The following is a 26,613-nucleotide window of genomic DNA, read 5'->3' as shown; positions in this document are numbered from 1 at the left end:
GCGGCTCCTCCACGGGCAAGCGTCGCCTGCCGCGGCAGTGGAGCCGAGGACCGGGAACCGGGCGGCAGTGGCGGTTCGACCCCGCACGGGCACGTGCGACCTTCGCCCCGGCGGCCACAATGGGGGGCGTGAGTAACGCCAGTCAGTCACCCCTGCCCCCGCTGCCCGCCTCCGACCGCCCCGATGTCGCCGCCCGGCTCCGGGACGCCCTGCTCGCAGCCTCCTTCACCGCCGACGGACTGCTCGAACTGCTCGGGGCCCCCGCCTACGCGGCGCTGGCCCGGAGCGAGACCGTGCCCGCACTCCGGGCGACCCGCGGGGACACGCCGCTGGAGATGCTCGTCCGGCTGTTCCTGCTCCAGCAGCCCGTGCAGCACGCGCGCGTGGCGGAGGTCCTGCCGGTGGACGCCTGCCTGGAGAGCGGCTGGCTGGCCCGGACCGGCGGGCAGGAGCTCACCGCCACGGTCGACGTCCGGCCCTACGGCGGGCCCGGTGGCGAGGACTGGTTCATCGTGTCGGACCTCGGCTGCGCGGTGGGTGGCGCCGGCGGTATCGGCCGGCGTGAGGAAGGGGTCGTCCTCGGAGTCGGCGGCGCCTCCACGACCCTCGCCGGCATCACCGTCCGTACGCCGGTCGCCGCCGCGCTCGACCTGGGAACCGGTTCCGGCATCCAGGCCCTGCACGCCGCACAGCACGCCACGCGCGTGGTGGCCACCGACCTGAACCCGCGCGCCCTGCACATCACCGCCCTCACGCTGGCGCTGTCCGGCACCGCCGCAGCCGACCTGCGCGAGGGCTCCCTCTTCGCACCGGTCCGGGGCGACGAGACGTACGACCTGATCGTCTCCAACCCGCCCTTCGTGATCTCGCCCGGCGCCCGGCTCACCTACCGCGACGGCGGGATGGGCGGGGACGATCTGTGCCGCACGCTCGTTCAGGAGGCAGGGGAACGGCTCAACGAGGGCGGGTTCGCGCAGTTCCTCGCCAACTGGCAGCACGTGGAAGGGGAGGACTGGCAGGACAGGCTCAGGTCATGGGTGCCCCGGGGCTGCGACGCGTGGATCGTGCAGCGCGAGGTGCAGGACGTCAATCAGTACGCCGAGCTGTGGCTGCGGGACGCGGGTGACCACCAGGGCGATGCGGCGGAGTACCAGGCGCGGTACGACGCATGGCTCGACGAGTTCGAGGCGCGCAAGGTGAAGGCCGTCGGCTTTGGCTGGATCACCCTGCGCAAGACGGGCGCAGCCGTGCCCTCGCTCACGGTGGAGGAGTGGCCGCACCCGGTCGAGCAGCCGCTCGGCGACACGATCCGGGCTCACTTCGACCGGCTCGACCACCTGCGCGGTCATGACGACGCCGCGCTGCTCGAAGGGTACTTCCGGCTCGCCGCCGAGATCGTGCAGGAGCAGGTCGGGCTGCCCGGCGCCGAGGACCCCGAGCACGTCGTGCTGCGGCAGAACCGCGGCATGCGCCGGGCGACCCGGGTGGACACGGTCGGCGCGGGCTTCGCCGGCGTCTGCGACGGCACGATGAGCGCGGGCCGGATCCTCGACGCCATCGCCCAGCTGATCGGCGAGGACCCGGTGCTGCTGCGCGACCGCACACCGGCCCAGATCCGGCTGCTGGTCGAGCAGGGGTTCCTGGAACCGGTCTCCTGAGCGGCCCGCCGAGGGGCGGCCGGGGCCGTCGAGGCGACTCGGCGACAAAATTCGAGTCGATTTGAACACCTCGGCCGAAAGAGGTCACAGGAACCGGAAGGCCTTGATCCACCGCCGTGTCGCCCCGGCGTTCACCTCGGGTTCGCCTGCCCGCCGCCCGCGCGTGCCAGCCTCCCCTCGCCAGGGATGCGCGGACCGGGGGAAAGAGGCACGGCGATCATGGAGAGTGCACCGGCGATCTTCACGGGAGCGGTGTTCTCCCTGTTCGGAGGCGCCCTGCTGGCCTGGACCGTGACACGCGCGCGCCGGCACCTGCCCGTCGCCCAGGGTGTGAGACCGGTCGCGTCGGCGACCCTCGCGAGCGTTGTCGCGGTGCTCGCCCTGGCGAGCGCGGCATGGTGCTTCACCCGCCTCTGAGGCCCGCTCCGGCGGCGCGCCTGCCGGTAACCGGGGGGTAGCGCTCCGCACAGGACGCCTCCCGCTCCCGGTACTCCGGGCGGCAGGATTGGTGGTAGTCGGGTTACCGTTCGAGTGGCCGTTGCGGGCTTTTCCCGTTTGACACGGGGGCGGGATGTACCGTCACACTCCGCAGCGTCACCACGTACCCAGCCCCGGTAAGCGACTCCGGGGAGGCCCCAGCGTCGACCGGAGAGAAGAGCGAAGTTGTCCCCGACCAGCGAGACCGCGAAGGGCGGCCGCCGACTCGTCATCGTCGAGTCGCCTGCCAAGGCGAAGACGATCAAGGGCTATCTCGGCCCCGGCTACATCGTCGAGGCGAGCGTCGGGCACATCCGCGACCTTCCCAACGGCGCCGCCGAGGTGCCCGAGAAGTACACCGGCGAGGTCCGCCGCCTCGGTGTGGACGTCGAACACGACTTCCAGCCGATCTATGTGGTCAACGCCGACAAGAAGGCGCAGGTCAAGAAGCTCAAGGACCTGCTGAAGGAGTCCGACGAACTCTTCCTCGCCACCGATGAGGACCGCGAGGGCGAGGCCATCGCCTGGCACCTCCAGGAAGTGCTGAAGCCCAAGGTCCCGGTCAAGCGGATGGTCTTCCACGAGATCACCAAGGCCGCGATCCAGGCCGCCGTCGCCAACCCGCGCCAGCTCAACCAGAAGCTCGTCGACGCCCAGGAGACCCGCCGCATCCTCGACCGCCTCTACGGCTACGAGGTCTCGCCGGTCCTGTGGAAGAAGGTCATGCCGCGGCTGTCCGCGGGCCGCGTCCAGTCCGTCGCCACCCGGCTCGTGGTGGAGCGGGAACGCGAGCGCATCGCCTTTCGTTCGGCTGAGTACTGGGACCTGACCGGCACCTTCGCGACCGGCCGCGCCGGAGACCCGTCGGACCCGTCGTCGCTGGTCGCGCGCCTGCAGACCGTCGACGGCAGGCGGATCGCGCAGGGCCGCGACTTCGACTCCCTGGGACAACTGAAGAGCGCGAACACCCTCCACCTCGACGAGGCGAACGCCCGCGCCCTGGCCGCCGCCCTGGAGCAGACGCGGTTCGCCGTCCGCTCCGTCGAGTCCAAGCCGTACCGCCGCTCGCCGTACGCCCCGTTCCGTACGACGACGCTGCAGCAGGAGGCCAGCCGCAAGCTCGGCTTCGGCGCGAAGGCCACCATGCAGGTCGCGCAGAAGCTGTACGAGAACGGCTACATCACCTACATGCGTACGGACTCCACGACCCTGAGCGACACGGCGGTCTCCGCCGCCCGCGCCCAGGTCACGCAGCTGTACGGCGCCGACTACCTGCCGCCGCAGCCGAGGACGTACGCCGGGAAGGTCAAGAACGCGCAGGAGGCCCACGAGGCGATCCGCCCCTCGGGTGATCGTTTCCGCACTCCCGCCGAGACCGGACTGACCGGTGACCAGTTCAAGCTGTACGAGCTGATCTGGAAGCGGACCGTCGCCTCCCAGATGAAGGACGCCACCGGCAACAGCGTCACGGTGAAGATCGGCGGCACCGCCTCCGACGGCCGGGACGTCGAGTTCAGCGCGTCCGGCAAGACGATCACCTTCCACGGCTTCCTCAAGGCCTACGTCGAGGGAGCCGACGACCCGAACGCCGAGCTGGACGACCGCGAGCGCCGGCTGCCCCAGGTCTCCGAGGGCGACGCCCTGAGCGCCGAGGAGATCACGGTCGACGGGCACGCCACCAAGCCCCCGGCCCGCTACACCGAGGCCTCCCTGGTCAAGGAGCTGGAAGAGCGCGAGATCGGCCGCCCGTCGACGTACGCCTCGATCATCGGCACGATCCTCGACCGCGGCTACGTGTTCAAGAAGGGCACGGCCCTCGTGCCGTCCTTCCTGTCCTTCGCCGTGGTCAACCTCCTGGAGAAGCACTTCGGGCGGCTCGTCGACTACGACTTCACCGCCAAGATGGAGGACGACCTCGACCGCATCGCCCGCGGCGAGGCGCAGTCCGTGCCGTGGCTGAAGCGGTTCTACTTCGGCGAGACAGGGGCCGACAGCGGCTCCGCGGCCGACGCGGGCAACGGCGACGGGGACCACCTCGGCGGCCTCAAGGAACTGGTGACCGACCTGGGCGCGATCGACGCGCGCGAGGTGTCGTCGTTCCCGGTGGCCAACGACATCGTGCTGCGGGTCGGCCGCTACGGGCCGTACATCGAGCGCGGCGAGAAGGACACCGAGCAGCACCAGCGCGCCGACATCCCCGCCGACCTGGCGCCCGACGAGCTGACCGTCGACCTCGCGGAGGAGCTGCTCGCCAAGCCCAGCGGCGACTACGAGCTGGGCACGGACCCGGCCACCGGCCACACGATCGTCGCCAAGGACGGCCGCTACGGCCCGTACGTGACGGAGGTCCTCCCCGAGGGCACCCCGAAGACGGGCAAGAACGCGGTCAAGCCGCGCACGGCGTCCCTGTTCAAGACGATGTCCCTGGACACGGTGACACTCGACGACGCCCTGAGGCTGATGTCGCTGCCGCGTGTCGTCGGCGCCGACGCCGAGGGCCAGGAGATCACCGCGCAGAACGGCCGCTACGGCCCCTACCTGAAGAAGGGCACGGACTCGCGCTCGCTCCAGGCCGAGGAACAGCTCTTCACGATCACGCTGGAGGAGGCGCTGGCGATCTACGCCCAGCCCAAGCAGCGTGGCCGGGCGGCCGCCAAACCGCCGCTGAAGGAACTGGGCACCGACCCGGTGAGCGAGAAGCCGGTCGTGGTCAAGGACGGCCGCTTCGGCCCGTATGTCACCGACGGGGAGACCAACGCGACCCTGCGCTCCGGCGACAGTGTCGAGGAGATCACCCCGGAGCGCGGCTACGAGCTGCTCGCCGAGAAGCGTGCCAAGGGCCCGGCGAAGAAGACCGCGAAGAAGGCGGCCAAGAAGGCGCCGGCGAAGAAGACGACGGCCAAGAAGACCGCGGCGAAGAAGACCACGACCGCGAAGAAGACGACGGCGAAGAAGACCACCACCGCGAAGAAGACGGCCGCCAAGACGGCGACCGCCACCAAGTCCGCGGAGGACTGAGCGACCCGCCGAACGGCTGCGGCACCTCCAAGTTCACGGAGGGTCGCGGCCGTTCGGGCTCTGTCCGTAAACCGGACCGTGGCGTCCGGTTCTTCGCCCAGGGTTCGGAAAGCGAACGCCCCGGCAACACTTCGGTGTCGGGGCGTGCGCATGCCAGCCCGCGCCCTCCGGGGTGTCGGTGGCTCCCGATAGGCTGAACGCATGACGCGAGCCGACCACCCAACGGCCCCTCAGCCCGCCCCCGACGCCGCCCTGGTCGCGGACTCCCGCGAGCGTGCCGTCCGCGCCCTGCTGCGACGACCGCAGCTGAAGCGGTTGTGGAGCGCACAGCTCGTGGGTGGTGTGGGGGACACCCTCGCCCTTCTCGTGCTGGTCCTGCTGGCGGTCCAGGCGGCCGTCGCGGAGGCCTCGTTCGGAGGTGGTTACCGGGGCGTGGCGTTCGCAGTGGCGACCGTTTTCGGGGTGCGCATCCTCGCGACGCTGCTGTTCGGCGCCGTGCTGCTCGGCCCGCTCTCCGCGCTCACCTCGAAGGACGGCCCGCTCGACCGCCGCTGGACCATGGTCGGCGCCGACGGACTGCGCGCGGCGCTGCTCATCGTCGCGCCCCTGTGGATCGACTGGACGCCGGAGAACGCGCTGGCGGTCCTCCTGGTCACGGCCTTCGTGATCGGTGTCGCCGAGCGGTTCTGGACGGTGTGCCGCGAGAGCGCGGCTCCCGCGCTGCTCCCCGCCCCGCCGCCGGAGGGCGCGACGGTCCGGCCGCTGCCCGACCACATGGACGCCCTGCGCCGGCTGTCGCTGCGCACCGGCTTCGCGGCGATCCCCCTCGCGGCCGTCGCGCTGGTCGTCGCGGCCCTGTTCAACAACCTGCTCGGCGCCGGCATCGACTGGTTCGGCCAGCACCAGGCGGCCCTCGCTTCCTACGTGGCCGCAGGCCTGTTCGCCGCGTCCCTGTCCGTGCTGACCTTCCTGGAGCTGCCTTCCGGCACGCGCACCCCGCGCGCGCGGTCGCCGCTCGAGGGGCTGCGCCGCCCGAAGACCACCACCGGCGCCGACAAGGGCCGCACCGGTGCGATGCCGCTGCTGGTCCTGTCCTGCGCGGCCGTCGCGGCGGCGGTGTCGGCCGCCGTCGCCGTGGCCGTGCTGCACGCCAAGGACCTGGGCGGCGGCCCCGTGCTCTACGGCCTGTGCGTGGCCGCGCTGACCGGCGGCGTGGTCGTCGGCATCCGTACGGCGCCCGCCCTCGTGCCCGCGCTGTCGCGCCGCCGGCTGCTCGCGCTGACGATCGCCTTCACCGGTGTCGCCCTGCTGGCCGCCGGGCTGGTCCCGGACGTCACCACCGTGCTGCTGATCCTCGCGCTGGCCGGTGCCGGCGCGGGCCTGTCCGCCAACATCGGGCACACCCTGCTCGACCAGGAGACCGAGGAGAACCGGCGCTCCCGCACGACGGAACACCTGCACGCGGTCGTCCGGGTCTGCGTGGCGCTCGGCGCGGTGATCGCCCCCGTGGTGGCGGCGGCGATCGGGCCGCACCGGCTGGAGAGCGGCAAGTTCGTCTTCGCGCACGGCGGCGCGGCCTTCACGCTCATGCTGACCGGCGCCCTGCTGCTGCCCGTGGCCGCGCTGGTGCTGGCCAAGGTCGACGACCGTTCCGGTGTGCCGCTGCGACAGGACCTGAAGGACGCGCTGCTCGGCGGTGACGACCCGGCGCAGGGAGCCTCCGCCACCGGCTTCTTCATCGCCCTGGAGGGCGGAGACGGAGCCGGGAAGTCCACGCAGGCCGAGGCGCTCGCCGAGTGGATCCGGGCCAAGGGCCACGAGGTCGTGCTGACGCGCGAGCCGGGGGCCACGCCGGTGGGCAAGCGGCTGCGGTCGATCCTGCTGGACGTGTCGAGCGCCGGCCTGTCGCACCGCGCGGAGGCGCTGCTGTACGCGGCCGACCGGGCCGAGCACATCGACACCGTCGTACGGCCCGCCCTGGAGCGCGGCGCGGTCGTCATCTCCGACCGGTACATCGACTCGTCCGTCGCCTACCAGGGCGCCGGCCGTGACCTCTCGCCCACCGAGATCGCCCGGATCAACCGCTGGGCGACGAACGGGCTGGTGCCGCATCTGACCGTGCTGCTGGATGTCGCGCCGGAGACCGCGCGCGAGCGGTTCACCGAGGCGCCGGACCGGCTGGAGTCGGAGCCCGCCGAGTTCCACGCGCGTGTGCGGGCCGGTTTCCTGACACTGGCGGCGGCCGATGCCGGGCGGTACCTGGTGGTGGACGCCGGCCAGGAGCCCGAGGCCGTCACGACCGTCATCCGGCACCGCCTCGACCAGGTGCTGCCGCTCTCCGAGGCCGAGATCAAGGCCCAGGAGGAGGCACGGAAGAAGGCCGAGGAGGAGGCCCGCCGCAAGGCCGAGGAGGAGGCCGCCCGCAAGGCCGAGGAGGAGCGCCTGGAGCGCGAGCGCCAGGAGCAGCTCGCCAAGCTGCGCGCCGAGGAGGAGGAGCGCAAGCGCCGCGAGCTGGAGGAGGCGCAGCGCCGCGAGGCCGAACGGCAGGCCGAGGAGGCCCGACGCCGGGCCGAGGAAGCGCGCCGGAAGGCCGAGGAGGAGCGGGCCCGGCTGCTCGCGGAGGAGAAGGCCCGCGCCGAGGAGGAAGCCCGCCGCAAGGCGGAGGAGGAGCGGCGCCGCAAGCAGGCCGAGGAGGAGGCCCGCCTGCGTGCCGAGGCCGAGGCGCTCCGCCAGGAGAAGCAGCGCAAGGCCGAGGCGGCCCTGCTGCGGGCCGAAGAGGCCCGGCGGCTCGCGGAGGCGGCAGCCGCGGCGGCCGAGGCCGGGCCGAAGAGCTCCGCCCCGCAGAGCTCCGCCCCGCAGAGCTCCGCTCCCAAGAGCGCGGCGGGTTCCGCGGCAGGTCAGGACGCGGCGACCGTGCCCACGCCGGTGGTGACACCGGGTGGTGCCGGTGAGGACACGACCGTGCTGCGCCCGGTGCGTGAGGAGGAGCAGCGCTCGGACGGCGGCCGGACCTCCGGTGAGTCCGAGGCCGAGGTGACGGCCGAGCTGCCGAAGCCGCCGGTTCCGCCGGTGGCCGGGCAGGAGACCAACGCCCTTCCGCCGTTCTCGCCTCGCCCCGTCGACGAGACCGAGGTGCTGCCGAAGGTGCCCGACCGGGACGCCCCCGGCGCGGCCGACGAGACGGCGGTGCTGCCTCCCGTCCGGTCGGGGGACGCCGAGGAGACGGCCGTGCTGCCCCCGGTCCGGCCGGGGGACGCCGAGGAGACGGCCGTGCTCCCGCCGGTGCGCGGGGACGACCCGGCGGACCGGGTGCCGCCCGGCTACTTCCGGGAGGACGCCCCGGCCGCCCGGCCCGACGGCACCGAGGACCGTACGCGGGAGATGCCCCAGATCGACGATGAGGGGACGCCGCGCCGCCGCCGGTCCGACTGGGCCGAGGAGACGCCGCTGGACGATCTGCCCTCGCTCGCGGACGAACTGCTCGGACCGCACGACGACGAGCCTGACCAGGGCCGCGGTCGCCGCGGGAGGGGCGGCCGGGGGCGCTGACGCCTCCGGCGGGCCGGTGTGGCTTCCGACCCGCCGGGGTGCTGAAACCCCGGCGGGCGGTCGCGGGAGCCCGGGAGCCGGAGCACTAAGAGGTTGATCGGTGCGGGAGCCGAGGCCGGACCGGACCCGAGGGGGCCGGACGGTGCTGGGAGCTGTAGCCGGACCCGAGGGGGCCGGCCGGTTCGGGGGCCCGGGGGAAGACCGCGAGGTGACCGGCCGGACCGGCCGGGTACCGGGCACCGGATGGGGCGGCAGGCGTTGTCACGGCAGGCGTTGTCAGTGGTCGCCCCCACAATGGATCTGGCAACGCGGAACGTGACGGAAGGGCGGCGTGACCCATGACCGTGTGGGACGACCTCGTCGGGCAGGAGAGGGTGAGCGAGCAGCTGGCCGCCGCCGCTCGGGACGCCGACGCGCTGGTCACCGCGGCCGCCACCGCCGCCCCGCCGCCCGAGGCGTCGAAGATGACGCACGCGTGGCTGTTCACGGGCCCGCCCGGGGCGGGGCGGAACCAGGCGGCGCGCGCGTTCGCCGCGGCGCTCCAGTGCGTCAGCCCCGACCGGGCCCTCGGCGGCTCCCCCGGCTGCGGCTTCTGCGACGGATGTCACACGGCCCTCGTCGGCACGCACGCCGACGTCACCACCGTCGCCGCCGTCGGTACGCAGATCCTTGCCGACGACATGCGCGACACGGTCCGCAAGTCGTTCACCTCGCCGGCGAACGGCCGCTGGCAGATCATCCTCGTCGAGGACGCCGAGCGGCTGAACGAGAAGTCGGCCAACGCCGTTCTCAAAGCAGTGGAGGAGCCCGCTCCGCGCACGGTCTGGCTGCTGTGCGCCCCCTCCATCGAGGACGTCCTGCCGACCATCCGCTCCCGCTGCCGCCACCTGAACCTGAGCACGCCGAGGGTCGACGCCGTCGCCGACATGCTGGTACGCCGCGAGGGCATCGAGCCCGACGTCGCCGCCGCGGCGGCCCGCGCGACCCAGGGCCATGTCGACCGGGCCCGCCGCCTCGCCACCGACCCGGCCGCGCGTGAACGCCGGGCCGCCGTGCTCAGGCTGCCGCTGCGCGTCGAGGAGATCGGCGGCGCGCTGAGGGCCGCCCAGGAGCTCGTCGACGCGGCTGCCGAGGACGCCAAGCAGCTCGCGGAGGAGACCGACGCCAAGGAGACCGAGGAGCTGAAGGCCGCTCTCGGCGCCGCCCAGGGCGGCCGCATGCCGCGCGGCACCGCGGGCGTGATGAAGGACCTCGAGGACAAGCAGAAGCGCCGCAGAACCCGCACGCAGCGTGACAGCCTCGACCTCGCCCTGACCGACCTCACGGCCTTCTACCGCGACGTACTCGCCCTCCAGCTCGGCTCGCGCGTGGCCATCGCCAACGCGGACGCCGAGGACGCCCTGGAGCGCCTCGCCCGCGGCAGCTCCCCGGAGTCCACACTCCGCCGTATCGAGGCGATCGCGTCCTGCCGCGACGCCCTCGACCGCAACGTGGCGCCGCTGCTGGCGGTGGAGGCGATGACGATGGCGCTCAGAGCGGGCTGAGGAACCGGCAGAACACACACGGCGGGCACACGCGGGCAGGCCGGGTGGGCGCACGCTGGCAGGCCGGGTGGGCACACGCGGGCCGCCGGGCGGGCACACGCGCCGGACATCCGCGGCGGGCACCCGCGTCGGCACCCGACGCGGACACGCGGTTGACGCCGTAACTCGTACGAGGCGCGATGCGCACGCTTGGCACCCGAACCGTCGCCCAGAGTTACGCTCGCTGAATGGACACACGGCGCACCCTCCGCTCCGCCTCCGCCTCCACCTCCGTATCCGGCTCCCGGAATCCCCGACGCAGGCCACGCGACCGGGCCAAGACCGCCGCCGGTCTCGTCGCCACGGCGGCGCTGCTCGTCTCCGCCTGCTCTTCCGGGAGCGCGACGACGTCCGCCGCCTCCGCCGCGCAGGAGGCGGCACTGGCCGCGCTGCCCCAGGCCACGCCCGCGGCACTCGCGACGTACTACGGGCAGAAGCCGGCGTGGCGCAAGTGCGGTGTCTCCGGCTTCGAGTGCGCCACCCTCAAGGCACCGCTCGACTACGCCGAGCCCTCCGCCGGCGACATCCGGCTCGCCCTCACCCGCAAGAAGGCCACCGGCCCGGGCAAGCGGCTGGGCTCGCTGCTGGTGAACCCGGGCGGCCCCGGCGGCTCGGCTGTCGGCTACGTGCAGGCGTACGCGGGCGTCGGCTACCCGGCCGAGGTGCGTGCCCGCTACGACGTGGTGGCGGTCGATCCGCGCGGTGTGGCCGGCAGTGAGCCCGTGGAGTGCCTGGACGGGCCGCGGATGGACAGGTACACGCGCACGGACGCCACACCCGACGACGGGCGGGAGACGGACGGGCTGGTCGCGGCGTACCGGACGTTCGCCGAGGGCTGCGGCGCGGACGCGCCCCGGCTGCTGCGCCATGTGTCCACCGTGGAGGCGGCCCGGGACATGGACGTCGTGCGGGCCGCGCTCGGCGACGAGAAGCTGAACTACGTCGGTGCCTCGTACGGCACGTTCCTCGGGGCGACGTACGCCGGGCTGTTCCCGGACCGGGCGGGCCGGCTGGTGCTGGACGGCGCGATGGACCCGTCGCTGCCGGCCCGGCGGCTGAACCTGGAACAGACGGCTGGCTTCGAGACGGCGTTCCGGTCGTTCGCGGAGGACTGCGTACGGCAGGCCGACTGCCCGCTGGGCGGCAGGGGCACCTCGCCCGAGCGGGTGGGCCAGAACCTCAAGGCGTTCTTCGAAAAGCTGGACGCGCGGCCCGTCCCCACCGGTGACGCCGACGGCCGGACGCTCACCGAGTCGCTCGCCACGACGGGTGTGATCGCGGCCATGTACGACGAGGGTGCCTGGGAACAGCTGCGCGAGGCGCTGACGTCCGCGATGAAGGAGAACGACGGCTCCGGACTCCTCGTCCTGTCGGACGGCTACTACGAGCGGGACGCCGACGGCGCCTACAGCAATCTGATGTTCGCCAACGCGGCGGTGAACTGCCTGGACCTGCCGGCCGCCTTCGACACCCCCGAACAGGTGCGCAGCGCCCTGCCCGAGTTCCGCAAGGCCTCGCCGGTCTTCGGTGAGGGGCTCGCGTGGGCGGCCCTGAACTGCGCCTATTGGCCGGTGCAGGCCACGGGTGAGCCGCACCGCATCGAGGCGGAGGGTGCGGCGCCCATCGTCGTGGTCGGCACGACCCGGGACCCGGCCACCCCCTACCGCTGGGCGCGGGCCCTGGCCGGCCAGCTCTCCTCGGCGCGCCTGCTCACCTACGAGGGCGACGGCCACACCGCCTACGGCCGCGGCAGCTCCTGCATCGACCGGACGATCAACGCCTACCTGGTGCGCGGCACCCCGCCCACGGACGGAAAGCGCTGCTCATAGCCCTGTTCCCGGCCCCGTGGGGCCCACCACCGGGGCTGGTACGGAGCACCCTCGGAAACTGTGTAGACTTACCGTCGTTGCTGATCGCACCATAGTGCGGACGGCGCGCCGCCTTAGCTCAGATGGCCAGAGCAACGCACTCGTAATGCGTAGGTCTCGGGTTCGAATCCCGAAGGCGGCTCCAGTGAAGGCCAGGTCACATTGCCCGTGACCTGGCCTTTTGTGTTGCTCGGGGCTCCCTCCATTGCAGCGGGAAACCAACATTGATCATGTCCGTGGCCATGCCGCCGGATGGCGCGTCGATGTGTTTTTACCAGCCATGAGGCAACCACGAGGCACCGCAGGGTCTCTGACGTCTCGCGCCCCGCGATCGGCTGGAGACACGAGATGAGCCCTCATAGAGCGAACGACCGTCGGCGTCGGCAGACGGTCCCGGTCCGGCTGTCCGGCTGGGTTCCGGCTGCAGCACTCCTCCTGGCCTTGACGACCTCATGCACCGGCTCCGCGCCGGGAGGCGGTGCCGCCGCGGCCTCGAAGCCCGGCGCGGCGGGGGTCGGCGACCGGCTGTTTCCCGCCCTCGGCAACGGCGGCTACGACGTGACGCATTACGGACTGACCCTGGACTACGTGCCCGAGACCAACCGTCTGAAGGGCACGGCTGTCATCACGGCGCGCGCCACCCAGGACCTGAGCCGCTTCAACCTCGACCTGTCAGGGCTGCGGGTACGCCTGGCCACGGTGCAGGGCGCGAAGGCCCGGTATCGGCGTGAGAAGGACGAGTTGCTGATGGTGCCGGCGAAGCCGGTCCGGGAAGGCGACATCTTCAAGACGGTCATCACCTACGACGGCGCTCCCCGCACGATCGAGAACGACGACGGAAGCCTGGAAGGCTGGATAGAGACCGATGACGGCTCGACCGCCCTCGGCCAGCCCGCCGGTTCCATGACCTGGTTCCCGGGGAACCACCACCCCTCGGACAAGGCCACGTACGACATCACGGTCACCGTTCCCAAGGACGAGGACGGCACCCCCTACGACGTGGTCAGCAACGGCGAACTGACCAGGGAAGAGGACAAGGGTGAGACGGTGACCCGGCACTGGCGCACCACAGAGCCCATGGCCAGCTACCTCGCTCATGTCTCCGTCGGCTACTTCGAGGTCGACGAGGGCTCGGCCGACGACGAGCTGCCCGTGTACGTCGCCATCGACCCCGACGAGTCCGAGAACGCCGCGGACGTCAAGGATCTGGTGCCCGAGATCGTCGGCTGGGCGAGCGAACGCTTCGGCCCCTACCCCTTCTCCTCCACCGGCGCCGTGGTCGACCACCTGCCCGAGCTCGGCTATGCCCTGGAGACCCAGACCAAGCCCTACTTCGATGAGGCGCCGGACGAGGGTCTGCTCGTCCACGAGTTGGCGCATCAGTGGTTCGGCAACTCCGTCACCGTGCGCAAGTGGAAGGACATCTGGCTCAACGAGGGTATGGCCACCTACGCGGAATGGCTCTGGGAGGAGCAGCAGGGCGGCAGGAACACCGACGAAATCTTCGAGGACTTCTACGACGGCTCGGATGCCGAGAGCGAGGGAATCTGGGCCTTCCCTCCGGCCGACCCTCCCAGCGCGGAGCGCGTTTCCGACCCGCCCGTATACGGGCGCGGCGCCATGGTCGTGCACAAGGTGCGTGAGGCCGTCGGTGACGAGACCTTCTTCGACATCCTCCGCACCTGGACCCGGCAGCACCGGCACGGCAACGCCGACACCGGACAGTTCATCGCCCTGTGCGAGGGCAAGTCTGGGAAGAACCTGACGAAACTCTTCGACGCCTGGCTCTTCGGAAAGCGGAAGCCGCCCCGGACGCCATGAGGGCCGCCCGACGGGAGGAGGGCTCTTCTCCCACCCAGGGGAGACAAGAGCCCTCCTCCTGTCCGGAGGAAGACCTCAGGCGGGCGGGTACACCAGTGTGATCTCGCGGTTCAGGCCGGACTCGTCGGCGTCCGGGTACATGGAAACCTCACCGTCGGACCACCGCACCAGGAAGTCGTCCGGGTGGCGGTTCTCCGTGTAGTCGCCGGCGCCCAGGAGGGTGGCGTGGGTCCAGAGCCGGTTGGGCTTCTTCACCTGGATCTCACCGTGGAAGCCGTTCTGGTCGAGATCCTTGTAGAGGGTCAGTTCGCCATCCGTCCAGCGCACCATGAGGTCGTGCTGGTCGTTGCCGGTGAAGTCGCCCGACGTGATCGACGAGGCGTGCTTCCAGGTGCCGTTGGGCGCAGCAAGCTTCTTCTCGCCGTGGAAGCCGTCGCGGTTGACGTCGGTGTACAGGGTGACTTCACCGTCGCTCCAGCGGACCAGGAGGTCGTCGGTCCACTTGTTGCCGGTCGTGTAGCGGCCACCGGTGATGGAAACGGCGTGCTTCCAGGTGGCGTTGGGCCTCTGCAGCTGAACTTCGCCGTGGAATCCCTTCTCGTCGACGTCGGGGTAGAGCGTCAGTTCGCCGTCGGTCCAGCGGACGATCAGGTCGTCCGTGTCGGCGCCGGTGAAGTCGCCCGCCGCGATGGTCTCGGCGTGCTTCCAGGTGCCGTTGGGCCCGATGAGGCGAATCTCCTTGTCGAAGTTGTCGGCGTCCTCACCGGCACCGCGGTACAAGGTCACTTCGCCGTCGGACCAGCGCACGATCAGGTCGGAGTAGTCCCATGTTCCGGGATTGCCGTCGGTGAAGTAGCCCCCGGCGATGACCTCCGCGTGCTGCCAGGTCTCGGCCTTGCCCAGGACACCACGGCCGGCCGGCTGACGGTTGTTGACCGCGTCGTCGTACAGCGCCTTGGCGTCAGCGTCGAGGTAGGAGCTGTAGGAGATGTCGTCCTTGTCACCGCCGGTCTTCCAGCCGCCGATGACGCCGATGATCCCCCAGCCGCCGCCCCGCTTGACGAGGAACGGGCCGCCGGACGCACCGCCGGAGTACTTGTCGCATGCGATGCGCAGGAAACTGCCCGGGATCTTCGGGTCGGTGCTGTTGTAGCGGACGGTCTTGTCCGTGCAGTCCAGCGGGCGCTTCTGGTTGGCCGGGTAGCCGATGAGGCGAACCGGGTCGTGGGCGTACCCGGCGTCGATCATCAACTCGGCACCGCCGACGACGTCCTCGACGTTCTTGCCACCGCGCGGTTCGAGCTGCAGGAAGTTGAAGTCGAGGTCGGCCGCGGCGTCCGGCCCCTTGGCGAGGTATCGCTTGTCGACGTAGATACGTCCGGGCTTGACGGTGAAGGCGCCGTGCGGCTTCTTGCCGTCGTCGTACTGCGGGACGAACGTGAGGTTCTTGCGCGCGTCCTGGTCGTCGAAGCAGTGACCGGCGCTCATCACGATGTTCTTGCCGGGGCTCTTGACGACCGTGCCGCCGCAGAAGCGGCCGGTGTCGGTGCCGTCGTTCCAGAAGAAGGTGCCGACGATGGGCAGCCCCTCGAACGGCTTGCTGGGGGAGCGGAGCATCCTGGTGGGAGCGGGAAACTGCTTGGCCTCCTGCTCCTGGACGGGCTTCGCGGCCCGCATGCGCTCCGGGGTCCAGTAGCTGTCGGCGTCGGCCGGCGTGAACCCGCGCGCGTCGTCGTCCCCGCTTGCCGGGAGCGGGGACGGCGGTACGGAGGGCTGTTCCGCCGGGGCGCTCGGGGTCGGGTTCCCCGAGGGAGGTGGATCGCTCTGGTCTGCGTATGCCGGAAGCCCCGGCAGCAGAATGAGTGCCGCGGCCCCCGCCACGGCACCCAGAGCTCTACGCAACGTCATGGTCGATATCCCCGTCATCAAAGGAGACGCGTGTCTTGCCAGCCTGGCGTGAGCGCGTCAAGGTCAGCCGCGATCATAGGTCTGTTTCATGTAGGAAAAGGCGAATATGGCCCAACTCACACGCGCATACGGATATGTCGGACTCGCTGTGGTTGCCGTACCTCTGATCCTGATCGGGCAGGCCACGACGGCCCGCGCTGACCGGCTCCCTTTTCCTGGAGGCGGGTACGTTTCCGTCAGCGGTTCGGCAGGACCCGGCGAGACGGTGGAACTCACGGTCAAGGAGCGCCCCGGCAATCCGCACCCGACGTCGGTGGAGGTCTCCAGCCCGGCGCTGACCGACGAGACCACCCTCGGTGACACCAAGGGAGCCTGGGTGGGCGCGGGCCGGATCAGAGAGAACGTGAAGCCCGGCACGTATCCCGTGACATTCACGCTGCGCCACAAGGACGCCGACTGCGTGACGGAGAAGGACCGCGACTTCGTGTGCGACTACCCCTCGATCGTCCTCCGTGGGGAGGTCCAGGTCGCGACTCCGGACGAGGGCCCGGCATCGGGCGGCGGGCCGGGCTTCGGCGGGGGCCTGGCGCTCGGCATCGCGTCGGGCGCCGTGGGGACGATGGCGGCGGGCGGGATACTGCTGCGCCTGCGGCGGCGCGGGGCCGTGGATGAGCCCTCGCACAACCCAAGGGCCTGACCGGCCCGCGCGGGCCGCACAACCCAAGGGCCTGACCGGCCCGCGCCGGCCGGAAGCCTGACCGACCAGACCCGGGCCGACCGGAAGCCGGCCCGCAGTACCCCGGGCCGACCGGAAGCCGGCCCGGGGTACTGCCTGTTCAGTGGCTGGGTTCCCGTTCGATCGGGAGCCACAGTTCGGCGTCCGCCTCCGTGCCGGACGGAGACAGGCGGGTGCGCAGGATCTCCGGACCGGGGCGGGTGCGGTAGGGGTTGGACGGGAACCACTCGGTGTACACGTCGTGCCAGAGCTGCTGGATGGCCTGAGGGGCGGGCCCCGAGGTGGTGAAGACCGCCCAGGTGCCCGGCGGGACCGGGAGGACGGTGGTGCCCTCGGGTGCCGGTGCCGGTGCCGGGGTGATCACCGCGTGATAGTAGTCGAGTTCCGTGCCCTCCGCGCGGCTCGGATCGACGTCGTCGCACACGGCGACGATGCCTTGCGGCTCCTGGCCGGACTGTTTCTCCAACCGGCCCACGGCGGCCTTGTCGAGGCCACGGACGAAGTCGATGATCGCCTGGTTCGGGCCGGAGTGGATCAGGGGGATCCGGGTCTTGAAGCCCGTGACGGTGAAGGCCGGGCGGTCCAGGACGCGGTACTGCATGCTGCTGCTCCCTTCGACGGTGAGGCGGAAGGTCAACCGGGGCTGGGAGACGAGCGCGGCGCCGGTGCGACGGGCCTCGCCCGGGCCCACGCCGTGCATCGCTCGAAACGCCCGCGCGAACGCCTCGCCCGAGCCGTAACCGTGGCGGAGCGCGATCTCCAGGAGCGTCGCGTCCCCCGACAGCACCTCCGCGCCCGCGACCGTCAGCCGCCGCCGGCGGATGTACTCCGACAGCGGCATGCCGGCCAGGGCGGAGAACATCCGGCGCAGGTGGTACTCCGAGGTGCACGCCGTGCGCGCCAGATCCGCCACGTCGACGGTGTGGCCGAGGTCCCGTTCGATCCGGTCCATCGCCTGGTTGAGCCGGTCCAGCACGTCCGGTCTCCTTCCTTTCGTGCCCTCACGCTAGGCAGCGCGTGCCCTGCCGCACCCGACATCCTGTGCCCGTTCCGGTCGGGTGCCGACCGCACCGAACCAGGAGCGGAAAGGAGCAGTCGAAGAACTTAGGGAACCGCCGTCCGGCGGCCGTCCTCACGGTGTCCCTACCGTGAACGGCTAGCATCGCCCGTCAATCAGTCAGTTGCCGACCGGATGAGGTGAGGACGTGGGGGCACCCAGGATCGCCGTCGCCGTCGTGACGATGGGCAACCGGCCCGACGAGGTGGACGCCTTGCTGGAGTCCGTGGCCAAGCAGGACGTGCCGCCCGAGCGGATCGTCGTCGTGGGCAACGGATGCCCCCTGCCCGACTTCGCCGGACGGCTGTCGCTGCCCGGCGAGGTCACCACCGTCGAACTCGACGAGAACCTCGGCTGCCCCGGTGGGCGCAACGCGGCACTGGAGCAACTGCGGGAGTTCGGCGACATCGACGTCGTGGTGGATCTGGACGACGACGGTCTGCTCGTCGACCCCGACGTGCTGCGCCGCGTGCGGGACCTGTACGCCGCCGACGGGCGGCTCGGCATCGTCGGCTTCCGGATCGTCGACGAGCTCGGCGAGACGCAGCAGCGGCACATCCCCCGGATCGGCAACTCCGACCCCCGCCGGGGCGGTTACGTCACCGGCTTCCTCGGCGGCGGGCACGCCCTGCGGATGACGATGCTCGACCAGATCGGCGACTGGCCCGCCGGGTTCTTCTTCGCGCACGAGGAGACCGACCTCGCCTGGCGCGCCGCGGATGGAGGGTGGCGGATCCTGTACGCGCCGGAGTTGCTGCTCCGGCATCCCAGGACCTCGCCCGCTCGGCACGCCATCTACTACCGGGTGAACGCCCGCAACCGCGTATGGCTGGCCCGTCGCCGGCTGCCGCTCCCGCTCGTCCCCGTCCACCTGGGCGTCTGGGTGCTGCTCACCCTCGCCCGGAACCGGTCGGGTGCCGGGTTGCGCGCATGGTTCGGCGGTTTCGTGGAAGGCGTACGGGAGCCGGCGGGGGAGCGGCGCCCCATGCGATGGCGGACGGTGTGGCGGCTCACCCGGCTGGGGCGCCCGCCCGTCATCTGAGAGGCACGGGCGCCTTGCCGTGCGGCGGGCCGTGGAGTCCGGGCCGCGCGGGGAGATGGAGAGGGTCCCGGCCGTTCACCTCCGCCGACCGGGACCCGGACCCGGCCGCGGCGGCGACACTCCCCCGAGTTGCGCGTCCAGACGCGCGCGCCGCCGGGCCAGATCCGATGTAGTGATCACATCAGGCTTTGCCAACGGATCGCTAACATATGGCCAACGCTTCGCCGTTGCGCCATCCGGCGATTGGCCGGAAGTCGCCGAACCAAGATCAAGGATGGCCAGTACATCCGCTGATCCGGCGCAGCAGGTGAGAGCCGGATGGCGGGAACGCGCCGTCCGGGGGCGGAAACTCGTCAAGGCGGTGCACGGGGGGTAGTGGCGCATGATGCGGTTCGGGCTGTTGGGGCCGCCGGTGCTGTTCGACGACATCCGAGGCGGCGACCGGTGGGAGGCCAGGGCCGTCGCGAGCCCCAAGTCCCGTGCGCTGCTGGCCGTGCTGCTCCTCGACGCCGGGCGGGTCGTCTCCGTGGAGGCGCTCAAGGACGCGCTGTGGAGTGAGGCGCCGCCCGTTTCCGCGCAGGCCTCCCTGCACAACCACATCGCCCGGCTGCGGCGGCTGCTCGACGATCCCGGACGGCTGCGCACCGTGCCGTCCGGGTACGTGCTGCGGCTCGACGAGGGCGAGCTGGACGTGCACGTCTTCGACGGCCACGTCGCCGCCGCACGCGCCGCGCACGCAGGCCGGGCCTGGGAGCGGGTCGTGCACGAGTGCGCCGCCGCGCTCGCGCTGTGGCGGGACGCGCCCCTCGCCGGGCTGCCGCCCGAGGTCGGCGGGTACGCCTTCGCGCAGCGGCTGTGCGAGGCCCGGCTGCTGCTCCTGGAGTGGCGCTACGACGCCGAACTGGCCCTGGGCGGCACGCGGTTGCAGGAACTGGTGCCGGAGCTGGCGGCGCTGACCGGCGTGTATCCGCTGCGCGAGGTGTACCACCGCCAGCTGATGCTCGCCCTGCACCGCACCGGCCGCCCGGCCGAGGCCCTGGCCGTCCACCGGGACCTGCGCGCCCGCCTCGTCGGTCAACTCGGCATCGAACCGGGGGCGGGGGTGCGGGAAGCGCACGTCGAGGTGCTGCGGGGGGCCCTGGGGGAGGCCGGCGCGGGGGACGAGCCGGGTGACCGCGAAAGGCCCCCGCCCCGTCCGGCCGACGGCGCGCCCACTGGTCCGGCCGACGGCACGCCCATCGGTCCGGCCGACCCGGCTCCGGCCCCGCCCATCGGTCCGGCCGGTGGTGCGCCCGTGCCCATCGGCCCGGCCCGCGGTGCGCCCACCGGCCCGGCCCGCGGTGCGCCCATCGGTCCGGTCGCCGGTGCGCCCACCGGCCCGGCCCGCGGTGCGCCCATCGGTCCGGCCGACGGTGCGCCCATCGGTCCGGCCGACGGTGCGCCCATCGGTCCGGCCGGCGGTGCGCCCATTGGTCCGGCCGGCGGTGCGCCCATTGGTCCGGCCGGCGGTGCGCCCATCGGTCCTGCCGGCCCGGCTCCGACCCGTCCGGTCGGCAGGCCCTCGCACAGCGAAGCCGGTATGCCGGTGCCGTTGCCCGCGCCCGCCCAGCTCCCGCCGCCCCCGATCCGTTTCATCGGTCGCAACGCCGTCCGCGACTCCCTGCACCGCGTGCTCACCGCACCCGCCCCCCACCCCGTCGCCGTCATCAGCGGAATGGCCGGTGTCGGCAAGAGCGCGCTCGCCCTGTACGTCGGCCACCGGCTGGCGGAACGTTTCCCCGATGGGCAGATCCATCTCGACCTGCACGGCGCCACCCCGGGCAGGGCACCTCTCACCCCTGGTCAGGCACTCACCGCCCTGCTGCGCGACCTCGGTGTCGAGCCCTGCCGCATCCCCGAACAACCGGATGCCGCAGCAGCGTTGCTGCGGTCACTGCTCGCACCGGTCCGCACGCTGCTCGTGCTGGACGACGCCGTGAGCGCCGCACAGGTACGGCCGCTGCTGCCGGGCGGCGCCGGATGCGCGGTGATCGTCACCAGCCGGTCGCCGCTGACCGCCCTCGACGGCGCGGCCCGCTTCCCGCTCGCCCCGCTGTCGGACGAGGAGAGCGCCGAACTCCTGCGCAGCGCCTCGGGCCGGGAGGGCCTGGACGGCACGGACGCCGCCCGGCTCCTCGTCGAGCTCACCGGCCGGCTCCCCCTGGCGCTGCGGGTCGTCGCCGCGCGGCTCGCCGCCCGCCGGGCCCTGACCCCCGAGACGCTCGCCGGTCAGCTCGCCGCCGCCGAGGGGCGGTTGCGTCACCTGGAGTACGACGACCTGAGCGTCGGCCGTTCGCTCGCCGTCGCGTACGACGCGCTCGCGGGCTCCGAGCGCGAGGCCGACCGGGACGCGGCTCGCACCCTGCGTGCCATCGGCGCGCTCGACCTGCCCACGTACGGCGCCCCTCTTCTCGCCCGTCTCACCGGCATCGGCGAACCCCGCACCGAGGACGCCCTGGACCGTCTCCTCGACGTGGCCCTGCTGGAGGAGACGACGTACGGCCGCTACGCGCCGCACGGCCTGGTGCGCGACTTCGCCCGTGAGCGGGCCGCGGAGCACGGGGCCGTCCACACCGCCGGCGCCGTGGACCTCGCCGACACGGCGCTGCACTGGTACGCCGCCGTCGCCGAGCGCGTCCTCGCCGCGATCGTGGAACCCGGCCTCGACCGGGACGACCGCCTCCGGCCCACCGCGAGTCAGCCCGGCGGTCATGCGGCCCGGGTCGCCACGGTCACTCCCTTCGCCGGCCCCGAGGAGGCCTTCGCCTGGGGAGACGGCGAGCTGGAGAACGTCGTCGCCCTGGTCGAGCGGTACGCGGACGCAGCCTCGCAGCGGCGCGCGGGCCTGGTCTCCACGCTCGTCCGGCTGATCTCCCCGTACGCGCACCGCCGGGGCCGCATCGCCGAGATGGAGGTGCTCGGGCAGGCCGGCCTCCGGGTCGCCCGGCGGCTCGGAGACACGGCGGCGGAAGCGTACGCCCTGGCCGACCTCGGCGGGCTGCACTTCCTGACCGGCCGGCACAGCGAGGCCCTCGCCCTCAACGACCGGGCGCTCACCCTCTGGCGGCGGCTGGACCACACCTCCTGGATCCGCCGCTGCCTGAACAACCGGGGCCTGCTGCTGGACGGGCTGGGCCGGCGCACCGAGGCGGGCGAGGCGCTGACACGGAGTCTGGAGTACGCCCGGCGGCTGAACGACCCCTACGGCGAAGCCATCACCCACAGCCACCTCGGCAACCTCGTCGAGCCCACCGACCCCCGGGCCGCCATCGAGCAGCACCGGCGTTCGCTCGCTCTCGGGGAGGAGATCGGCGCCGTGATCGTGCGGCACGCCGCGCACTGCAACATCGGGTACGCCCATCTGCGGCTGGGGCAGCCGGCCGCCGCCGTCCCGCACTTCGAGGAGAGCCTGCGCATCCTCGGCGGGCACGGCGACTGGTACGGCGAGTCCCGGACCCGGCTCGGCCTCGTCCGGGCCCTGCGCCTGCTGGGCCGTAGCCGGCGGGCCGCCAGCGAGTGCGCCGAGCTGCTCGGCCGGGCCGACGCCCGCGACGACCGCTGCACCGCCGGTCTCGCCCGCCACCAGCACGGGCTGCTGCTGCGGGAGCGGGGGGAGGTCGGCGAGGCGCGCGAGGAGTGGGGCTCGGCGCTCGCCGCGCTGGAGGGGACGGACGAGTGGGCGGTGGTCACGGAACTGCGCGAGCTCCTGGCGTCCTGCGGCTGATCACTTGGTGGCTGATCACGTGGCTGCTGATTGGCTGCTGATCACGTGGCGGCTGATCACTTGGCGTCCGCGTAGCACTCCACCACCGCCGTCGTGAACGGGAACCGCACCGGCGTCTCCCCGAAGGTCAGCCGCCCGGCCAGGGCCGCCGCCTCGCGGATGGCCGCCACGACCGTCTCCGCCTCCTCCTCGGGGCAGTGCACGATCACCTCGTCGTGCTGGAAGAAGACCAGTTCGGCCGCCAGCTCCGCGCAGGTCCGGCGCAGCGCGGCGAGCAGCAGCAACGCCCAGTCGGCGGCGCTGCCCTGGACGACGAAGTTGCGGGCGAAGCGGCCGCGGGCGCGGGCGTTGGTGGAGGCGTAGCCCGGCACCCACGCGACGCTGTCGTCGGGCTGGTCCGCATCGCCCGGCGGGATGCCGGCCTCCTCGGTCGCGTCGTCCGTCCCCCGGGCCGCCGGCGGGCAGGTCCGGCCGAGCCAGGTCCGCACGAGCCGGCCCTCCTCACCGGCCCGGGCCGCGTCGTCGACGTACGCCACGGCTCTGGGGAAACGGCGTCTGAGCGCGGCGAGGTTCTTCAGGCCGTCCCCGGAGGTCTGCCCGTACACCGCGCCGAGCACGGCGAGCTTGGCCTGGCCGCGGTCGCCGGAGAAGGCGCGGTCGGAGACGGACTGGTACAGGTCGGTCTCCCGCCCCGCCACCTCCATCAGGCCGGGGTCGCGGGAGATCGCGGCGAGGACGCGCGGCTCCATCTGGTCCGCGTCGGCGACGACGAGCCGCCAGCCGGGGTCGGCGACCACGGCCCGCCGGATCACCTTGGGGATCTGCAGCCCGCCCCCGCCGTTGGTCACCCAGCGACCGGTCACCGTGCCGCCCGCGAGGAACTCGGGTCTGAAGCGGCCCTCGCGGACCCAGTCCTGGAGCCAGGACCAGCCGTGGGCGACCCAGATGCGGTACAGCTTCTTGTACTCCAGCAGTGGTTTCACCGCCGGATGGTCGATCGTCTCGATCTCCCACTTGCGGGTCGAGGAGACCTTGATGCCGGCCCGCGCGAAGGCTTTGACCACCTCGGCGGGCAGGTCGGGGCGGACCCGGTGGCCGAACGCGGTGGACACCTCCTCGGCCAGTTCGGCCAGCCGGCGCGGCTCGCCGCCGCCCGCGTACCGCTCGCCCAGCAGGTCCTGCAGCAGCGCCCGGTGCACCTCGGTGCTCCAGGGCAGTCCGGCCCGGTTCATCTCGGCCGCCACCAGCATGCCCGCCGACTCGGCGGCCGTCAGCAGCCGCATGCGGTCGGGGTGCTCGGCGCTCGTGTGCCGCCGCTGCTGCTCGGCGTAGACCGCGAGGAGGTCGGACAGGGGCAGGTGGACGCCCTGCGGCTCGAACAGGGAGGACTGGGCGCCCGGTTCTGCCGACCGCTGCGGCGGATCGGGCGGTACGGGGCCGCCGCGCAGCCGGGCCAGGGCGGCCCCGGCCGAGCGTGGTTCCCCGTACCGCCCCTCGTGGCCGAGGAGGAGTGTCTCGGCGGCCTCGATGTCGTAGCACCGCTCGACTCGCACCCCCGTGGCGAGCAGACGCGGGTAGACCTCGGCGGTGGACTGCCACACCCACCGCGTGACGCCGGGACGGCTCCGCACGGCCTCGGCGGGACCGGGCTCCCGCCACACCGGGCCGGAGGGCAGCCCGTCCGGGCCGAGGGGGGCGACGTCCACGCCACCGTCCTCGGCCGGTGCGAGCGCCCACCGGTCGGCCATGCTGCGAGTCTGCCAGGGGGGTCTGACAATGCCCCCGACCCGACACCGCCCAGGATCGTCCGGCACGTTCACGGAGGACGGTCAGGCTTCACCCGACGGCAGGTTCGCCGACGCCGGTCTGGATCCGGTCGGCAGGTCCGCCGACGCCCGCCTGGATCCGGTCGGCAGGTTCGCCGACGCCCGCCCGGATCCGGTCGGCAGGTTCGCCGACGCCGGTCTGGATCCGTTCGGCGGGCCGCCGACGGCGCTCGGGATCCGGCAGGTTCGCCGCCGCCGTCAGGATTCGCCCGCACAGTCGCCGGCGCCCTCAGGATTCGCCCGCACAGTCGCCGGCGCCCCTCAGGATTCGCCCGCTTCGGTCTTCTGCGTCTGCGTAAACTTCTTCAGCGCCCCGGCGACGTACCGCTCGGTGTGCCCCTTGTCGATGCCCAGGCCGCTGAGGACGCCCTGGCCGTTCTCGTGCTCCAGCAGAGCGAGCAGGACGTGCTCGGTGCCGATGTAGTTGTGGCCGAGGCGCAGGGCCTCGCGGAAGGTGAGCTCCAGGACCTTCTTGGCGGCCTGGCCGTAGGGCACGAGTTCCGGGGCGTCGTCGACGGCCGGCGGGAGTGCCGCCGTGGCCGCCTCGCGCACGGCGTCGAGGGAGACGCCCTGTTCGGTGATCGCCTTCGCGGCGAGTCCCTCCGGTTCGGCCAGCAGTCCGAGGACGAGATGCTCGGGCAGGCCCTCGGCGTTGTGCGCGGCCTTGGAGGCGTTGTGCGCCGCCATGACCACGCTGCGGGCCCGGGGCGTGTACCGGTTGAAGCCCTGGCCGGGGTCGAGGTCGGCCGACTCCTTCGGCACGAACCGCTTCTGGGCGGCCTGCCGGGTGACGCCCATGCTCTTGCCGATGTCGGTCCAGGACGCACCGGAGCGCCGGGCCTGGTCGACGAAGTGGCCGATCAAGTGGTCGGCTACGTCGCCCAGGTGATCCGCGGCGATCACCGCGTCCTGGAGCTGGTCGAGCGGCTCCGCGTGGACCTTCTTGATGGCCGCGATGAGGTCGTCGAGACGGATGGATGACGTGGTCTCGGGGTTCGTCATGTGTCAACCGTAGGTTGCGCCCCCCAGAGTGTCAACCGCGAGTTGACACCTGCGGGGGGGCAGAGGGATCCGATCGGATGTCAACAGCGAGTTGACATTCCCTTGAGGTGGCGGAGGTTCCTGGCCGGTCGCTCCCGCGTGGCACCATCGGCCCGTGAGTACGTCCAGCACCGTCGACCGCGCGTTCGCAGCGGCCCTCTATGAGACCGGCGAGAGGGCCCTCGACACCGGCGCGTCCCTGCTCGCATCCGACCCGGCGGCGGACGCCGAACTCGACCGGCGTGGAAAGGAGTTCGTGGCAGCGGCCTGGCGGCGCGGCTGGCAGCCGGCCGACGTCGTACGGATCGTGCGGCGCGAGCTGCACGACGCGCACGTACTCCTCGTGGCCGCGCTGATCCGCGCCCAGGCACCCGACGACGTGCCCCGGGGCCGCCGCTGGGACGCGCAGTTCGCGGAGCTTCCCGCCGCCGCCCCGCCCCGCACCGACCGCTTCTCGCACGTCACGGCCGTGCTGGAGCTGTACCGCCTGCTGGTGCGACTGCCGGCCCTGGAGCCCCTCGACGAGGCGCCCGGAGCGGAACCCGGCCGGGCGAGACCCGAGTCGCGCATGCTCACCCGCATCCGCGCCCTGCTGGCCAAGGCCGAGGCGACCGGGTTCCCGGAGGAGGCGGAGGCGCTCAGCGCCAAGGCGCAGGAGCTGATGGCCCGGCACAGCGTCGACGAGGCGCTGCTCGCGGCGCAGGCACCCTCGCCGGACACCCCCGGGGCCTGCCGGATCGGGGTCGAGCCGCCGTACGAGCAGGCCAAGGCGGTGCTGCTGGACGCAGTCGCCGGCGCCAACCACTGCCGCGCCGTGTGGAACGAACCCCTCGGCTTCTCCACCGTCGTCGGCTTCGAGGCCGACCTGGAGGCGGTCGAACTCCTCTACACCTCACTCCTGGTACAGGCCACGACCGCGATGACCAAGGCGGAGGCCGCACAGAGGGCCGGTGGCCGCAAGCGCACCAAGACGTTCCGGCAGTCGTTCCTCGCGGCCTACGCCCACCGCACAGGCACCCGGCTGGCGGCAGCCGCAGAGGCCCAGGTGACCGACGACCTGCTTCCGGTCCTCGCCTCCCGCGAGGTCGCCGTCGCAGGGCGGCTGGACCGGATGTTCCCGGAGACGACCACGACCCGGCTGCGCGGGGTGCGGGACGCGGCGGGCTGGACGCAGGGGGCGCAGGCGGCCGACCGGGCCCAGGTCCGGCACCGGCCGCCGCTGCGCTGAGCCGCCGTCGGCACCGCCTGCGCCCTCGGCGCCGACCG

The 26,613-nt window shown here is 72.6% G+C and carries 15 protein-coding genes and 1 tRNA gene; 12 read left to right on the top strand and 4 right to left on the bottom strand.

Features of this window, described 5'->3' with window-relative positions:
- Positions 1 to 119 precede the first annotated feature (119 nt).
- From ACIQU3_RS34075 to ACIQU3_RS34040, 8 genes are all read left to right on the top strand, one after another.
- On the top strand, positions 120 to 1,658 hold the full coding sequence (locus ACIQU3_RS34075) for a methyltransferase (RefSeq protein ID WP_403742349.1): 1,539 nt from the start codon (positions 120 to 122) through the stop codon (positions 1,656 to 1,658).
- A gap of 219 nt (positions 1,659 to 1,877) precedes the next feature.
- Positions 1,878 to 2,075 (top strand): hypothetical protein, encoded by a 198-nt coding sequence (locus ACIQU3_RS34070; RefSeq protein WP_403742347.1) that lies wholly within the window; start codon positions 1,878 to 1,880, stop codon positions 2,073 to 2,075.
- Positions 2,076 to 2,321: 246 nt separating this feature from the next.
- On the top strand, positions 2,322 to 5,153 hold the full coding sequence (gene topA, locus ACIQU3_RS34065; protein WP_403742344.1) for a type I DNA topoisomerase: 2,832 nt from the start codon (positions 2,322 to 2,324) through the stop codon (positions 5,151 to 5,153).
- A gap of 201 nt (positions 5,154 to 5,354) precedes the next feature.
- Positions 5,355 to 8,702 (top strand): dTMP kinase, encoded by a 3,348-nt coding sequence (gene tmk / locus ACIQU3_RS34060; RefSeq protein WP_403929445.1) that lies wholly within the window; start codon positions 5,355 to 5,357, stop codon positions 8,700 to 8,702.
- A gap of 338 nt (positions 8,703 to 9,040) precedes the next feature.
- On the top strand, positions 9,041 to 10,246 hold the full coding sequence (locus ACIQU3_RS34055; RefSeq protein ID WP_403929442.1) for a DNA polymerase III subunit delta': 1,206 nt from the start codon (positions 9,041 to 9,043) through the stop codon (positions 10,244 to 10,246).
- A 227-nt stretch (positions 10,247 to 10,473) separates the two neighbouring features.
- Positions 10,474 to 12,114: an alpha/beta hydrolase gene (locus ACIQU3_RS34050; RefSeq protein ID WP_403929439.1), complete on the top strand. Its 1,641-nt coding sequence runs from the start codon at positions 10,474 to 10,476 to the stop codon at positions 12,112 to 12,114.
- A 107-nt stretch (positions 12,115 to 12,221) separates the two neighbouring features.
- Positions 12,222 to 12,298: transfer RNA gene (locus ACIQU3_RS34045), tRNA-Thr, on the top strand.
- A gap of 203 nt (positions 12,299 to 12,501) precedes the next feature.
- The gene (locus ACIQU3_RS34040) at positions 12,502 to 13,974 is read left to right on the top strand and encodes a M1 family metallopeptidase (protein WP_403929436.1); all 1,473 of its coding nucleotides are present in this window, start codon (positions 12,502 to 12,504) and stop codon (positions 13,972 to 13,974) included.
- Between the two features lie 75 nt (positions 13,975 to 14,049).
- Here ACIQU3_RS34040 and ACIQU3_RS34035 read toward each other — a convergent pair whose 3' ends face one another.
- Positions 14,050 to 15,882, bottom strand: coding sequence for a trypsin-like peptidase domain-containing protein (locus ACIQU3_RS34035; protein WP_403742326.1), 1,833 nt, complete (start codon positions 15,880 to 15,882; stop codon positions 14,050 to 14,052).
- 265 nt (positions 15,883 to 16,147) lie between these two features.
- Here ACIQU3_RS34035 and ACIQU3_RS34030 point away from each other — a divergent pair, with 265 nt between their 5' ends.
- On the top strand, positions 16,148 to 16,579 hold the full coding sequence (locus ACIQU3_RS34030) for a hypothetical protein (RefSeq protein ID WP_403742323.1): 432 nt from the start codon (positions 16,148 to 16,150) through the stop codon (positions 16,577 to 16,579).
- 139 nt (positions 16,580 to 16,718) lie between these two features.
- Here ACIQU3_RS34030 and ACIQU3_RS34025 read toward each other — a convergent pair whose 3' ends face one another.
- Entirely contained in the window at positions 16,719 to 17,594 is an 876-nt protein-coding gene (locus tag ACIQU3_RS34025) for a GyrI-like domain-containing protein (protein ID WP_403929434.1), read from the bottom strand.
- A 229-nt stretch (positions 17,595 to 17,823) separates the two neighbouring features.
- Between ACIQU3_RS34025 and ACIQU3_RS34020 the strand changes: the two genes are divergently transcribed.
- Entirely contained in the window at positions 17,824 to 18,717 is an 894-nt protein-coding gene (locus tag ACIQU3_RS34020) for a glycosyltransferase family 2 protein (RefSeq protein ID WP_403929430.1), read from the top strand.
- Between the two features lie 382 nt (positions 18,718 to 19,099).
- Complete coding sequence (locus tag ACIQU3_RS34015; protein ID WP_403929427.1) at positions 19,100 to 22,480, top strand: BTAD domain-containing putative transcriptional regulator; 3,381 nt, start codon at positions 19,100 to 19,102, stop codon at positions 22,478 to 22,480.
- Between the two features lie 56 nt (positions 22,481 to 22,536).
- Here ACIQU3_RS34015 and ACIQU3_RS34010 read toward each other — a convergent pair whose 3' ends face one another.
- A complete protein-coding gene (locus ACIQU3_RS34010; RefSeq protein ID WP_403929424.1) occupies positions 22,537 to 24,228 on the bottom strand; it encodes a bifunctional 3'-5' exonuclease/DNA polymerase in 1,692 nt (563 codons plus the stop codon).
- 339 nt (positions 24,229 to 24,567) lie between these two features.
- A complete protein-coding gene (locus tag ACIQU3_RS34005) occupies positions 24,568 to 25,308 on the bottom strand; it encodes a Clp protease N-terminal domain-containing protein (protein WP_403742309.1) in 741 nt (246 codons plus the stop codon).
- 154 nt (positions 25,309 to 25,462) lie between these two features.
- Here ACIQU3_RS34005 and ACIQU3_RS34000 point away from each other — a divergent pair, with 154 nt between their 5' ends.
- The gene (locus tag ACIQU3_RS34000) at positions 25,463 to 26,575 is read left to right on the top strand and encodes a DUF2786 domain-containing protein (protein ID WP_403929421.1); all 1,113 of its coding nucleotides are present in this window, start codon (positions 25,463 to 25,465) and stop codon (positions 26,573 to 26,575) included.
- Positions 26,576 to 26,613: the final 38 nt, after the last annotated feature.

Origin of the sequence: Streptomyces sp. NPDC101110, assembly GCF_044759525.1 — a bacterium.
GTDB lineage: Bacteria > Actinomycetota > Actinomycetes > Streptomycetales > Streptomycetaceae > Streptomyces.
Note: the sequence above shows the minus strand (reverse complement) of the source record. Positions and strands in the feature narration are given on the sequence as shown.